A 12,877-nucleotide genomic window follows, 5' to 3' on the forward strand; every position below is an offset into this window, starting at 1 on the left:
GGGTCATTCGTCGGCGAGCTGGTCGAGCAGTTCCTCGGGTATGTCTTCCGGGCACAACTGGCCGGCGTCGTCGCCCATCAGTGCAAGGATCAGGCGCAGACGGCTGTTCAGCTCGCTCAGGTTGCCCGGCCACGCGTAGCGGTGCAGCAGGACGAGGGCGTCGGGGCAGACATAGACCGCTTGCTCGGGGTTCGCCTGGCGGACAAACCCGCGCACCAGCGCATCGAAATCGGTGCGCTCGCGTAGCGGGGGAAGCTGGATCGTGCGTCCGCCGCAGGCTTCGAAGGTGCTGGTGGCGAAGTTCCGTTCCCGCTCCGGTCGCTCGATCCGGCTACGGGTGGCCGCAACGATGCGGGTGGTGGGTGGCGCAGCCGAGAACACACGGGCTTGTTCGGCCACCGGCAAGGCGTCGCAGTCGATCAGGTAGAGGATGCCGCCGCGCGCCTGCTGCAGGGCGTGATCGGTCTCCGCCTGAAGGTCGGGGCTGGCAGCCAGCGCGGTGCAGTCCACACTGAGCAGGACGGTACCGGCTGCATGGGTCTGGTGATAGGCCTGTATCAGGTGCCGTTTGCCGGTACCGGTCTCGCCTTCGATCCTCAGCGGTCCGCCTTCACGATGCCAGCGCGCCAGGGTCTCCAGCGCGGCGCTGATACGGGGGTCGCCGAGATTGATTGCGTCCAGCGGCGATCCATGAGCGGCGTCCCGGGTCGGCGCGGGCGGTGGCGCCGGCCGGCGACTGCGTACCGGCGCAGCGCGCAGACTTGCGCGGGCGAAGCAGGTCTGGCGCTGATTGGTGCGAAGCGGAAACGGGATGGCTTGGCCGAGCGCAGCCCAATCGACCAGCCGGTGCCATTCCGTCTCGAAGCATTCGCCGCAGGACGCATCGGGATATTCACCGAGGAGCCTGAGCAGGACGCGCGCCGCGCGATTGCAGGCGAGCAACCGGCCACTCTCGTCGAACACCGTGAGTCCCTCGAGCGGACTGCCGAGCAGGTCGGGACGGGGATGAAAGTGGATGGAGAGGAAACCGGCGTCCAGACTCTCGATCAGCTGGTGCTCGATGCATTCGGCCGTGGTGCGCAGCAGCGCATTGGCGTGGGACAGGTTGTCACGCGCGTCGGTCGAAATGTCGAGAATGCCGGCGATACCGCCGGTGGGGGCAAAGATCGGCGTGGCCACGCAGGTGAGGAAGCGGTTGCGCTCGAGAAAGTGTTCGCGGCCCTGGACCGCAACGATTTCGCCGCTGACCAGTGCAGTACCGATGGCATTGGTGCCCATGATCGCCTCGCTCCAGTCGGCACCGGGGCTGAGCGCGACTCTTGCGGCGCGATCGAGGAAGCCGGTGTCGCCGATCGCGCTCAGGATCAGGCCCTGGCGGTCGGTGAGCAGGACGGTGGAGGCGGGGCTGCCGATCTGGCGGTAGAGGTTTTCGATGACTGGCTGGGAGAAGGTCAGCAGGCGTGCATTGGCCTCCAGCCGGTCGTTCAGGTCGGCCCGCGCGAGCAGCCCGTCCGGCAGCGGCTGGTCGGGGTGCAGGCCATGCCCACGGCTGCGCGTCCATGATGCATGCAAGTGCACGGGCGGCAGAGCGGGGAACGTTGCGTCATCCATGGCGAAACCCATGCACGAATTGTGCCTTCCGTCGACGTCAACCGTGACGGGCCCTGAATCCGTACCGTCGCTGCTCGGTGGAGCTATGCATTCCGGGCGTCGTTATGCATCCGGATTCATAAAGGCCGATGCCCCGCATCGGGACAGGTGTTCGTAAACGGAGCATGCATCGGTACACCGGATTCACACCTTGCAAGCAGGGTTTCTTTCTTGAGTTCGATCTCAGGTCATTGAAATATAAAGAATTGCGGTTCCGTTTCCAGGGCCGCTCAAGGGTTGGCATGCACCCTGCAGGGTAGGTGGCAACGCAACACGGCGTTTTACATCTCGAGCTTTGGAGGAGACAAAATGATCTACGCGATGCCCGGTCAAGCTGGTGCCACGGTCCAGTTCAAGGACAAGTACAACAATTTCATCGGTGGCGAGTGGGTGCCGCCGGTCAATGGACAATATTTCGACAACATCAGCCCGATCAATGGCCGGGTGTTCTGCAAGGTGGCGCGCTCCACGGCCGAGGACATCGAACTGGCGCTCGACGCTGCCCATGCCGCGGCCGACAAGTGGGGGCGTACCTCGCCGACCGAGCGTTCCAACCTGTTGCTGAAGATCGCCGACCGCCTCGAAGCCAACCTCGAACTGCTGGCCTATGCCGAGACCGTGGATAACGGCAAGCCGATCCGCGAGACGCTGAATGCCGACATCCCGCTGACGATCGATCACTTCCGCTACTTCGCCGGTTGCCTGCGCGCCCAGGAAGGCAGCCTGAGCGATCTCGACGAGAACACGGTGGCCTATCACTTCCACGAGCCGCTGGGCGTCGTCGGCCAGATCATCCCGTGGAACTTCCCGATCCTGATGGCGGCCTGGAAGCTGGCGCCCGCGATCGGTGCCGGCAACTGCGTGGTGCTCAAGCCCGCCGAATCGACCCCGATCAGCATCCTGATCCTGGCCGAGCTGATTGCCGACCTGCTGCCGCCGGGCGTACTCAACATCGTCAACGGTTTCGGCCGCGAAGCCGGCATGCCGCTGGCTACCAGCAAGCGCATCGCCAAGATCGCCTTCACCGGCTCCACCTCCACCGGCCGGGTGATTGCCCAGGCTGCCGCCAACAACCTGATTCCGGCCACGCTGGAGCTGGGTGGCAAGTCGCCCAACATCTTCTTCGCCGATGTTGCCGACGCCGACGACGATTTCTTCGACAAGGCGGTCGAGGGCCTGGTGCTGTTCGCCTTCAACCAGGGCGAAGTGTGCACCTGCCCGTCGCGTGCGCTGATCCACGAATCGATCTACGACAAGTTCATGGCCCGCGTGCTCGAGCGCGTCGCGGCGATCAAGCAGGGCAACCCGCTCGACACCGACGTGATGATGGGTGCCCAGGCTTCGAAGGAGCAGATGAGCAAGATCATGTCCTACATGGATGTGGGCAAGCAGGAAGGCGCCGAGTTGCTGATCGGCGGCGATCGTGCCCATCTGGACGGCGAGCTGGGCGACGGCTATTACATTCAGCCGACCTTGTTCAAGGGCCACAACAAGATGCGCATCTTCCAGGAAGAGATCTTCGGGCCGGTCCTTGCGGTGACCACCTTCAAGACCGAAGCCGAAGCACTCGAGCTCGCCAACGACACGCTCTACGGCCTCGGCGCCGGCGTGTGGACGCGTGACGGCAGCACCGCCTACCGCATGGGCCGCGCGATCAAGGCCGGTCGCGTGTGGACCAACTGCTATCACGCCTACCCGGCGCACGCCACCTTCGGCGGCTACAAGGAATCGGGGATCGGCCGCGAGACCCACAAGATGATGCTGGACCACTACCAGCAGACCAAGAACCTGCTGGTCAGCTACAGCCCGAAGAAGCTCGGGTTCTTCTGACCGGGGCCAGTCCCGCGCGACCGTCCGGGTGCGGGGCGCCCATGTGTTTCTCCCTCCTCATGAAAGTGAGTTCCCGGGCGGCTTCGGTCGCCCGGCTTTTTTTCGAAAAAGGAGACCGAGATGGTCGAAAGAGTGATTGCCACCCAGGCCGCGCTGGACCTGATCGCGCTGTTGCAGCGCAAGTACGGCGCACTGATATTTCACCAGTCGGGTGGGTGCTGTGACGGCAGCGCGGCCAACTGCTATCTGCCGGGCGACCTCACCATCGGCGCCGGTGATGTGCTGCTCGGCGAGATTGGAGGTTTTCCGTTCTACATGGGCCTGGCGCAGTATGAGTGCTGGAAGCACACCCAGCTGATCATCGACGTGATCGATGCGCGCGGTGGCGGCACCTTTTCGCTCGAGGGCCCGGAAGGCAAGAGTTTTCACACCCGGTCGAGACTGTTTACGGATGAAGAATGGACCGAGCTCATGGGGGCCGGTCTGGTTTGAATCGGCGCGCGGCGCGCCTCTACGCGGAGAAATCAGGATGATGATGAAGATGCTTGTGGTAGCCAGCCTGGCGCTGGCCGTTTCGGGTCCGGTTGCAGCCTCGCTCGATATCGTCAAGAAGGCGCGCTGTGTGGCCTGTCACGCGGTGGACAAGAAAATGGTCGGGCCGGCTTACCGCGAGGTGGCGGCAAAGTACCAGGGACAGCCGGACGCGGCGGCGAAACTGGTCGAAAAGGTGCGCACCGGCGGCGCAGGGGTATGGGGAACCGTCCCGATGATGCCGCACGATGCGACGAAGATCAGCGACGAAAACCTGAAGGCGGCGATCGACTGGATTCTGGCTGGCGCGGCGAACTGATTATTTTGGCACACCTGTTCCCGAACGGAGCAGGTGTGCCGATGTGGAACAGTCGCTGAACAGCGACGCGGGATCAATCAGGAAGATTCGGGCGGTGGCCGCCATCCGCAAGCCGGCGCTCACCGGCGGTCAGGCGCCGGTCCGCGGGTGCGGGATGCCGCTTGCGCCACCCCAGCCGCAGCAGTACCAGCGCCAGTGCGACGACGCCGAACGACTTGTGCGCGCCGATGGCGAAGCTGCGTTCCGCGCCCTTGGGCAGCTCCGCCATGTACTCCCCAGCCGATCAGGCCCACCACCAGCGCGGCGTGTAGCCAGTGCAGGGCAATGGCCGCCACCGCCGTCGCGGGCGGCGGCCGATGGTGTATCCATCGCTTTCCAGGTCGTTCGCGCCCGCTCCGGTCCGCGGTTGCGAACGGGCATGACTCAGGTTCCGCCCGGGACGCGATGGACGGCGCCATGGTCGGCAAAGATGCGGGTCAGCTGGCCAGCGCGTTGAAGCTCGCCGAGGGCATTGCCCAGGGCCATGGCCAGCGCCTTGTTGTCGGCCTTCACGGCCATTCCCAGCGGCCAGCCGGTGACGCGCAGTTCCTGCATCTGCAGAGTGTCGATGACCATCTCGGGGGCGCCGTTGAGCGCCGCCTCGAGTTCGGTCCGGGTGCCGATCACGGCAGCGATTTCGCCGCCCCGCAGCGCCTCGGCGGCAAGTGGAATGCTGCGGAAATGGCTGACGTTCTCGCGCAGCCGCCCGTTGAGTACATGGAGCAGGAAGTCGCTGCCATGGGTGTCGAGTTCGGCACCGATCTTTTCGCGGGTGAACACCTCGAATGCGTTTGCAGCGGACCCGGCAATCTTCGGTACGCGCGCCGGATTGCGCGCAATGGCCATGGTTTCGAGGTGATAGGGCGCGAAAATGCTGACCTTGTCATTCTGGGCGGCGAGGCTGGCGTCAACGGGGACGTGCAGCATCACGTCGCCCGGCCTGGTGCCCAGGTAGTGGCCGCGCCAGACCATGTTGCGCAGGTCGTCGTTCATGTCCTCGTCGGCCGGGAACTCGACGAATTCGGCGCGCAGCCCGAGTTTGTCGGCGAGCGCCTTGCCCAGTGCGATATCGATGCCCTTGCCTTTCGCCGACCACGGCGGAAAATCGGCGTACACCGCGATCCGCAAGGCGCCCGCCTGTTGCAACTCGAGCTCGGCCGCGGCATGGGCCGGCAGCATCGCACCGGCGAGCAGGGCGCCGGTGCCGAGCAGGAAGTGGCGGCGGTCAGTCGGCACTTACGGTCTCCAGCCACGCCCGAATCGCCCACATGGCCTCTTGCGGCAGGATGCCCTCGAACGGCGGCATGTAGACCCGGCCGTCGCGGCTGGCGCCGGTGCGGATGCGCTGCAGGAAGATCTCGTCGCCCTCGTCGCCTTCGGGCAGGTAGCGCAGGTCGGGCGCGATGCCGCCGGATACGCCGCCGAGGCCGTGACAGCGCGCACAGTTCTGGTTGTAGGCCGAGTCGCCGATGCGGATCGCCTCCTTGTCCTTGCGGTAGGGGTTGCTCGCAAGCCAGTCGGCACCGAGGGCCTTGAGCGTGGAAACATCCACGGCCTGCGGGGTCACATCACCGTGGGCTCCGGCGAACGTGGCGGCCCCTGCCAGCAGCGCCGCCAATGTGGCCTGGCGCAGCGTGCGGGTGATCGTCTCCTTGGTGTACTTGTGGTCCACTTTTTCGTTCCTCATGTCTGATGTTGAAGCAGAGTGTATCCAGGTGCCGAGTGTCTCGCGGTGTCCCCGGCTAAGGTACATACTGCAAACGGTGTGCCATGATTTCGATAAACAGGGTGTGGCAAGGAAATTGCTGATTGCTGTCACCCTGACCCGAACGTTGCGGTTGCTGCGATTCGTGGCAGGTGCTAAGTTTTGATACATCCCCGCACTACAACAATCATTCACGGCGGGGGACATGAAGGAGGAGGAATGACCGGTCATCCGACGGCCCAAAGTCCGCACGAGTCGCGCCTGTTAGAGGCGCGGCAGCAGTTTTTCGTTCGCGGGGATGCTCCCGATGGCGATGTGCCACACGCGGTGTTGCGATCGTGGCTGCGCTGTCGCGACAGCGGCGTGGATTTTCGCGCCGACGGTCGGGGTGATCCCGAAGGTCGCAGCGGCCTGGCGGATGCGCGCGAACGGAGCGAGCTCCTGCTGAGCAACGCCAGCGGGATCATGGAGCACGTGTTCGAGCAGATTCGTGCTTCGGGCAGCATGGTGATCCTGGCCGACAGTCAGGGCATGATCCTGCACACCCTGGGCGACCCCGATTTTGTCAGCCGGGCGCAGCGGGTGGCCTTGCAGCCCGGCTCGTGCTGGAACGAAATGCTGCGCGGGACCAATGCCATCGGTACCACGCTGATGGAAGCCGCCCCGATGGAGGTCATCGGGGCCGAGCACTTTCTCGAACGCAACAACATCCTTACCTGCAGTGCGGCACCGGTGTTCAATCCGGCGGGCGAGGTGGCCGGGGTGCTCGATATTTCCGGCGACTATCGCAGCAACCAGCGTCACACCCTCGGGCTGGCCCGACTGGCCGCGCAGCTGCTCGAGAAGCGCTTGTTCGAGGTCGAGTTCGCGCGCGACATCCTGATTGCGCTGCACGTCCGTCCCGAATGTATCGGCGGCCTGCAAGAGGGACTGCTGGCAGTCACTTCCGAGGGCCGCATCGTCGGCGCCAATGGTGTTGCCCGGGTACTGCTCGGGCTCGCCGCGGGTGCGGTGGTGGGGGTCGATTTCAACGGCGTGTTCAAACTTCCCTTCGGCAACCTGGTGGATCGCTGCAGCCGGGATACCTCCTCGCTGCAGGCGGTCGAGTTGAGACAGGGCGAGCGCGTCTATATCAGGATGCGATGCTGTTCGCTGCCACGGGTCGGTCCCGCCCCGGGGCTCCGTCCCGCACAGCCGCCGGCGGTGGCCGCTGCCGGCCGCAAGCCGCGCTGTGATCCACGCAACGGCCGGATGACCCTGGAGTGTCTGGCCACCGGCGACCAGCGACTGCAACTCGCCCTCGACCGTGCCGCGCGCATCATGGCCAAGGACATTCCGCTGCTCATTCAGGGCGAGTCGGGAGTCGGCAAGGAGTTGTTCGCGCGCGCCTTCCATTTCTCCAGTCCGCGTCAGGAAGGCCCGTTCGTGGCACTGAACTGTGCGGCGATTCCCGAGAATCTGATCGAATCCGAGTTGTTCGGCTACGTCGGCGGCGCCTTTACCGGCGCCCGACGCGAAGGTTCGGTCGGCAAGGTCCAGCAGGCGCATGGCGGTACGCTGTTCCTCGACGAGATCGGCGACATGCCGCTCTCCATGCAGGCCCGCCTGCTGCGAGTGCTGCAGGAGCGCTGCGTGACCCCGGTGGGCGCCCAGCGCCAGGTGCCGGTCGATATCTCGCTGGTTTGCGCCACCCATCGGGTGTTGCGCGATTCCGTGCGTGCGGGCAGTTTTCGCGAGGACCTTTATTACCGCGTGAACGGTCTCACAGTGACGCTGCCGCCACTGCGCGATCGTACCGACATCCGCTCGATCGTGAGCAACATCCTCGACATGGAAGTCGGCGATTCGCGCAGTGCTCCGGTCACGATCAGTGACCAGGTGCTGGAGTTCTTCGAGCGCTATCCGTGGCCGGGCAACGTGCGCCAGCTGCAGAATGTGATTCGGGTCGCTGCGGCCTTGCTCGACGACGACGAGAACGAAATCCTGCCGCTTCACCTTCCCGAGGAACTTTTCGGTTCCGACCCCATGGACGATGCCGAGAGCGACAGGGACGGGGCGGGGCGTAGCCTGTCGCCCTCGCAAGGGCCTGCCGTGGCGGCCAGCGGTCGCAGCCTGGACGAGATCGAGCTCGAGGCGATCGCGGTCGTGATGCGCGAAGTGGGCGGCAACGTGTCGGCCGCGGCGCGTCGTCTCGGCATCAGTCGCAACACGCTCTATCGCAAGATCGGGCGGATGAATTAACGGTTTGCGCGGCGGACGGACGCGCAACGTCTACTAGGGGTTTTCCCGCGCTTGTCCCGTACTGGGTCCGGCGTATTCTCGAGAACAGGTATGAAGCATGCTTCATAGCAGGCGCTTCATCACTGTCATAAGCAACGAACCGGAGGAGAAGATCGATGTGGAAATCACTACATATTGATCCCGCAAAGTGCACTGGCTGTCTGCAGTGCGAGATGGCCTGTTCTTACGAGAACACCGGGGTTTTCAATCCCAGCACATCGCGGATCAAGGTATTCAATTTTGAAGCGGAAGGGCGCAAGGTTCCTTACACCTGTACCCAGTGCACCGAGGCGTGGTGCCTGAACTCCTGTCCCGTCGATGCGATCCGCATCGACCTCTCCACCGGTGCGAAGATGGTCTACGAGGACACCTGCGTGGGCTGCAAGGTGTGCACGATCGCCTGTCCGTTCGGCACGATCAATTACAACCAGGACACCGGCAAGGTGCAGAAGTGCGACCTGTGCGAGGGCGACCCGGCCTGTGCCAAGGCCTGCCCGACCGGCGCGATCACCTATATCGACGCCGACTGGACCGGGCTGGACCGGATGCGCGCCTGGGCTGCCAAAGCCAACACCCCCGCCACCGCTGCCTGAGGAGGAGAAATCATGGGCTGGAACCGAAAAGTCCTGCGGGTGAATCTCACCGCGGGCACCTGTAGCGAAGAGCCGTTGAACATGCAGTGGGCGCAGGACTACCTGGGCTCGCGCGGGCTGGCAACCAAGTACCTGGTGTCCGAGATCGACCCCAAGGTCGATCCGCTGTCGCCGGACAACAAGATGATCATGTCCACCGGACCGCTGACCGGCACCATGGCCTCCACCGGCGGACGGTACACGATCGTCACCAAGGGGCCGCTGACCGGGGCGATCGCCTGTTCGAACTCGGGCGGCTTCTTCGGCGCGGAGATGAAGTTCGCCGGCTGGGACATGATCATCTTCGAAGGCCGCTCGCCCAAGCCGGTCTATCTCTTCCTCGAGAACGACAAGGCCGAACTGCGCGACGCCGGCCACCTGTGGGGCAAGAGCTGCTGGGAAACCGAAGAGACGATCAAGCACGAACTGCAGGACCCGCTGGTGCGGGTGTCGTCGATCGGCCTCGCGGGCGAGAACCAGGTGATGTTCTCCTGTGTGGTCAATGACCTGCACCGTGCCGCCGGGCGTTCCGGCGTCGGCGCGGTGATGGGCTCGAAGAATCTCAAGGCGGTCGCGCTGCGCGGCACCAAGGGAACCTCGGGCATCAAGGATTTCCCCGCGTTCATGAAGGCCACCACCGAGGCCAAGAAGGTGCTTGCCGACAACGCGGTCACCGGCCAGGGCCTGCCCACCTACGGCACCCAGGTGCTGATGAACGTGATCAACGAAATGGGGGCACTGCCCACCCGCAACCACCGCGACGTGCAGTTCGAGGACGCGGGCAAGATCTCCGCCGAAGCCATGCACGAGAAGCGCCCGAGCGACGGCAAGTCCCACCTGGTGACCAACGCCGCCTGCTTCGGATGCACCATCGCCTGCGGCCGGATCTCCGAGATCGACAAGGGCCACTTCACGGTCAAGAACAGCCCGAAGTACTGGGGCGCCTCCGGCGGGCTGGAATACGAAGCCGCGTGGGCACTGGGTGCGGCCAACGGCGTGGGCGATCTCGAAGCCCTGCAGTACGCCAACATGATCTGCAACGAGCAGGGCATGGATCCGATCTCGTTCGGCGCCACCATCGGTGCGGTCATGGAGATGTACGACATGGGCGTGCTCACCAAGGAGCAACTGGGCATCGAGTCGCCCTTCGGTTCGGCCGAAGCGCTGGCGAAGATGGTCGAGATGACCGCCCAGGGCGAAGGCTTCGGCAAGGAGATCGGGCTGGGCTCGAAGCGCCTGTGCGAGAAGTACGGCCACCCCGAGCTGTCGATGAGCGTCAAGGGCCAGGAGTTCCCTGCCTACGACTCGCGCGGCATCCAGGGCATGGGCCTGGCCTATGCGACCTCGAACCGTGGCGCCTGCCACCTGCGCGGCTACACCGTGGCCTCCGAGGTGCTCGGCATCCCGGTCAAGACCGATCCGCTGGTCACCGAGGGCAAGCCCGAGCTGGTCAAGGCCTTCCAGGACGCGACCGCGGTGTTCGACTCGGCCGGCATCTGCGTGTTCACCAGCTTCGCGTGGACCCTGGCCGACGTGCAGCCGCAACTGGCCGCCGCCTGCGAAGGCGACTGGAGCATGGAGAAGTTGAACGAAGTGGGCGAGCGCATCTGGAACATGGAGCGCCAGTTCAACAACGCGGCCGGCTTCACTGCCAAGGACGACAACCTGCCGCCGCGCCTGACCACCGAACCGGCCAAGACCGGGCCGGCCAAGGGGCTGGTGAACGGGCTGGCGAAGATGTTGCCGGAGTACTACCAGGTTCGTGGCTGGACCCCCGACGGGGTGCCCACCGCTGAGACCCTGGCACGCCTCAGCCTCTGAGCGCGTGGCGTGACCATCGCCGGCGCCGCCCCATGGTGGGCGGGGCCGGCCCTTGAGCAAGGACACTCCATGAAACACCTGATACTCGGTAACGGCCCCGCCGGCGTGGTGGCGGCCGAAACCCTGCGCCGCGCCGCGCCGCAGGACGAAATCGTGCTGATCGGCAACGAGGACGAACCGCCCTATTCGCGCATGGCCATTCCCTACCTGCTCGAAGAGAACATCGACGAGCGCGGCACCTATCTGCGCAAGACGCCGGGCTATTTCGACAGCCTGCGCATTCGCGAACTGCGTGGCCGCGCGGTCGCGCTCGACACCGACCGGCGGCGCGTGCTGTTCTTCGACGGCCATTTCGAGGATTACGACCGCGTGCTGATCGCGACCGGCTCGCACCCGGTGCGTCCGCCGATCCCGGGCGTCGACTATCCCGAAGTGCAGACCTGCTGGACCCTCGAGGACGCGCGCGCGATCGCGCACCATGCGAAGCCCGGTGCGCGGGTGCTGCAGCTCGGTGCCGGCTTCATCGGCTGCATCATCATGGAGGCGCTGGCCAGCCGCGGGGTCGAGCTCACCGTGGTCGAGATGGGCGACCGCATGGTGCCGCGCATGATGACCCCCAAGGCCGGCGGCATGATCAAGCGCTGGGTCGAGGACAAGGGCGTCCGGGTGGTGACCTCGGCCGGGGTGAGCCGCATCGATCGCGGCAGCGACCACGGGGCCGACGCCCCGCTCACGGTCACCCTGACCACCGGCGACAAGCTCGACTGCGACCTGGTCATCGTCGCCGCCGGCGTTGCACCGAACGTCGCCTTCCTCGAAGGCACCGGGGTGCACGTGGCCAAGGGCGTGCTGGTCGATGACCGGCTCGAAACCAGCGTGAAGGGCATCTACGCCGCGGGCGACGTGGCCGAAGCGCCGGACGTGTTCACGGGCGCGCACCTGGTCGCGGCGATCCAGCCCAACGCGGCCGACCAGGCGCGGGTGGCGGCGCTCAACATGGCCGGGCGCGACACGCGGCTGAACGGCGTCCTGGCGATCAACGTGCTCGACACCCTGGGGCTGATCTCGACCTCGTTCGGGCAGTGGTGGGGGGAAGAGGCGGACAAGGGCGGGCAGGGCATCGAGCATGTGGACGAGGCCCGCAGCCGCTACCTGAGCCTGCAGTTCAAGAATGACGTGCTGATCGGTGCCACCTCGATCGGGCTCACCGAGCATGTCGGCGCCCTGCGCGGGCTGATCCACGGCCAAGTCAAGCTCGGCGCGTGGAAGGATCGCCTGCTCGCCGCGCCGCTGCAGTTCGTCGATGCCTACGTGGCGACCTCGCAGCCGATGGCGCTGGCGCGCTGAGGACCGCACCCACGATGAAGATCGCGTTCAAGCTGTTCGCCTCGCTGTCGGACTACCTGCCGCCGGACAGCAAGAGCAACCGCCTCGAACTCGAGGTGGACGAAGGGACCACGGTGGCCGAGCTCATCCGGCGCTACCAGGTGCCGGAGCGCAGCGCCCATCTGGTGCTGGTCAACGGCGTGTTCGTGCCACCGTCCGAGCGCATTCGCCACCGGCTCAACGAGCGCGACGAACTCGCGATCTGGCCGCCGATCGCCGGCGGCTGAAGCGTGTCCGATCCGGAAGGCATCGTCGACCGCGAAGTGACCGCGACGCCGGCCCAGTTCGAACGCGATCTGCGTGCGACCTGGCCGGCGGTGACCGGTTCGGCCGACGCGGGACGCCTGGTGCTGACCGATGGCCCGCTCAGCCTGCAACTCGAGCTGCGGCCTGGCGGCATGCGCAGGATCGGCCTGCTCGAACTCCCCCGCCTGATGGTGCGGTATCGCTTCGGTGGCGGATCGGCGGAGGACCATCGCCGGTGGCTGGCAATCCTCGACCGCGGCATGCAGAAGGGCGGTGGATAAGGGTTTGCTGGCGTAATGCTTGCTGTTGTCTTCCCCCGCAGTTGATAACAACACTCGGAAAGACCCCCCGGTCGTTGCCACGGCGGTAACGGGCTCTGCGCCGCGGAGAACCCGTTTCTTGCGTCCGGCGCCGATTCCGGCGGTTTCGGTTATTCTC

13 protein-coding genes are annotated in these 12,877 nt (G+C 65.4%); 9 read left to right on the forward strand and 4 right to left on the reverse strand.

Going from position 1 to position 12,877, the window contains the following annotated elements; translation table 11 throughout:
* Positions 1 to 3 precede the first annotated feature (3 nt).
* Positions 4 to 1,611: a sigma-54-dependent Fis family transcriptional regulator gene (locus AC3A35_RS05720; protein ID WP_487434967.1), complete on the reverse strand. Its 1,608-nt coding sequence runs from the start codon at positions 1,609 to 1,611 to the stop codon at positions 4 to 6.
* Between the two features lie 348 nt (positions 1,612 to 1,959).
* Here AC3A35_RS05720 and adh point away from each other — a divergent pair, with 348 nt between their 5' ends.
* The 3 genes from adh to AC3A35_RS05735 all read left to right on the forward strand — a co-directional run bounded on the left by adh (position 1,960) and on the right by AC3A35_RS05735 (position 4,330).
* Entirely contained in the window at positions 1,960 to 3,480 is a 1,521-nt protein-coding gene (adh, locus tag AC3A35_RS05725) for an aldehyde dehydrogenase (protein ID WP_487434968.1), read from the forward strand.
* Positions 3,481 to 3,600: 120 nt separating this feature from the next.
* Positions 3,601 to 3,972 (forward strand): DUF779 domain-containing protein, encoded by a 372-nt coding sequence (locus tag AC3A35_RS05730; RefSeq protein WP_487434969.1) that lies wholly within the window; start codon positions 3,601 to 3,603, stop codon positions 3,970 to 3,972.
* A gap of 37 nt (positions 3,973 to 4,009) precedes the next feature.
* Positions 4,010 to 4,330 carry a c-type cytochrome gene (locus tag AC3A35_RS05735; RefSeq protein WP_487434970.1) on the forward strand — a complete coding sequence of 107 codons (321 nt, stop codon included), beginning with the start codon at positions 4,010 to 4,012 and terminating at the stop codon, positions 4,328 to 4,330.
* A gap of 73 nt (positions 4,331 to 4,403) precedes the next feature.
* On the opposite strand, the gene AC3A35_RS05740 is transcribed toward AC3A35_RS05735, so the two are convergent.
* From AC3A35_RS05740 to pedF, 3 genes are all read right to left on the reverse strand, one after another.
* Complete coding sequence (locus AC3A35_RS05740) at positions 4,404 to 4,598, reverse strand: hypothetical protein (protein WP_487434971.1); 195 nt, start codon at positions 4,596 to 4,598, stop codon at positions 4,404 to 4,406.
* 155 nt (positions 4,599 to 4,753) lie between these two features.
* Positions 4,754 to 5,605: a substrate-binding periplasmic protein gene (locus tag AC3A35_RS05745; RefSeq protein ID WP_487434972.1), complete on the reverse strand. Its 852-nt coding sequence runs from the start codon at positions 5,603 to 5,605 to the stop codon at positions 4,754 to 4,756.
* Positions 5,595 to 6,041 carry a cytochrome c-550 PedF gene (gene pedF / locus AC3A35_RS05750; protein WP_487434973.1) on the reverse strand — a complete coding sequence of 149 codons (447 nt, stop codon included), beginning with the start codon at positions 6,039 to 6,041 and terminating at the stop codon, positions 5,595 to 5,597. The genes AC3A35_RS05745 and pedF overlap by 11 nt, the downstream gene beginning before the upstream one ends.
* Before the next feature lie 252 nt (positions 6,042 to 6,293).
* Here pedF and AC3A35_RS05755 point away from each other — a divergent pair, with 252 nt between their 5' ends.
* From AC3A35_RS05755 to AC3A35_RS05780, 6 genes are all read left to right on the forward strand, one after another.
* Positions 6,294 to 8,315, forward strand: a complete 2,022-nt coding sequence (locus AC3A35_RS05755) for a sigma-54-dependent Fis family transcriptional regulator (protein WP_487434974.1) — start codon at positions 6,294 to 6,296, stop codon at positions 8,313 to 8,315.
* Positions 8,316 to 8,470: 155 nt separating this feature from the next.
* Entirely contained in the window at positions 8,471 to 8,947 is a 477-nt protein-coding gene (locus AC3A35_RS05760; protein WP_487434975.1) for a 4Fe-4S dicluster domain-containing protein, read from the forward strand.
* Between the two features lie 12 nt (positions 8,948 to 8,959).
* Positions 8,960 to 10,807: an aldehyde ferredoxin oxidoreductase family protein gene (locus tag AC3A35_RS05765; protein WP_487434976.1), complete on the forward strand. Its 1,848-nt coding sequence runs from the start codon at positions 8,960 to 8,962 to the stop codon at positions 10,805 to 10,807.
* Between the two features lie 69 nt (positions 10,808 to 10,876).
* Entirely contained in the window at positions 10,877 to 12,154 is a 1,278-nt protein-coding gene (locus AC3A35_RS05770) for an NAD(P)/FAD-dependent oxidoreductase (protein WP_487434977.1), read from the forward strand.
* Between the two features lie 14 nt (positions 12,155 to 12,168).
* Positions 12,169 to 12,420 (forward strand): MoaD/ThiS family protein, encoded by a 252-nt coding sequence (locus AC3A35_RS05775; protein WP_487434978.1) that lies wholly within the window; start codon positions 12,169 to 12,171, stop codon positions 12,418 to 12,420.
* 3 nt (positions 12,421 to 12,423) lie between these two features.
* Positions 12,424 to 12,720 carry a hypothetical protein gene (locus tag AC3A35_RS05780; RefSeq protein ID WP_487434979.1) on the forward strand — a complete coding sequence of 99 codons (297 nt, stop codon included), beginning with the start codon at positions 12,424 to 12,426 and terminating at the stop codon, positions 12,718 to 12,720.
* Positions 12,721 to 12,877: the final 157 nt, after the last annotated feature.

The sequence above is a fragment of the Azoarcus sp. Soil_N_20 genome (assembly GCF_057656155.1).

What these genes read in the sequence shown, in the direction of transcription:
- AC3A35_RS05720 (WP_487434967.1), bottom strand. Translation starts at nt 1,611, where the DNA reads ATGGATGACGCAACGTTCCCCGCTCTGCCGCCCGTGCACTTGCATGCA.
- adh (WP_487434968.1), top strand. Translation starts at nt 1,960, where the DNA reads ATGATCTACGCGATGCCCGGTCAAGCTGGTGCCACGGTCCAGTTCAAG.
- AC3A35_RS05730 (WP_487434969.1), top strand. Translation starts at nt 3,601, where the DNA reads ATGGTCGAAAGAGTGATTGCCACCCAGGCCGCGCTGGACCTGATCGCG.
- AC3A35_RS05735 (WP_487434970.1), top strand. Translation starts at nt 4,010, where the DNA reads ATGATGATGAAGATGCTTGTGGTAGCCAGCCTGGCGCTGGCCGTTTCG.
- AC3A35_RS05740 (WP_487434971.1), bottom strand. Translation starts at nt 4,598, where the DNA reads ATGGCGGAGCTGCCCAAGGGCGCGGAACGCAGCTTCGCCATCGGCGCG.
- AC3A35_RS05755 (WP_487434974.1), top strand. Translation starts at nt 6,294, where the DNA reads ATGACCGGTCATCCGACGGCCCAAAGTCCGCACGAGTCGCGCCTGTTA.
- AC3A35_RS05760 (WP_487434975.1), top strand. Translation starts at nt 8,471, where the DNA reads ATGTGGAAATCACTACATATTGATCCCGCAAAGTGCACTGGCTGTCTG.
- AC3A35_RS05765 (WP_487434976.1), top strand. Translation starts at nt 8,960, where the DNA reads ATGGGCTGGAACCGAAAAGTCCTGCGGGTGAATCTCACCGCGGGCACC.
- AC3A35_RS05770 (WP_487434977.1), top strand. Translation starts at nt 10,877, where the DNA reads ATGAAACACCTGATACTCGGTAACGGCCCCGCCGGCGTGGTGGCGGCC.
- AC3A35_RS05775 (WP_487434978.1), top strand. Translation starts at nt 12,169, where the DNA reads ATGAAGATCGCGTTCAAGCTGTTCGCCTCGCTGTCGGACTACCTGCCG.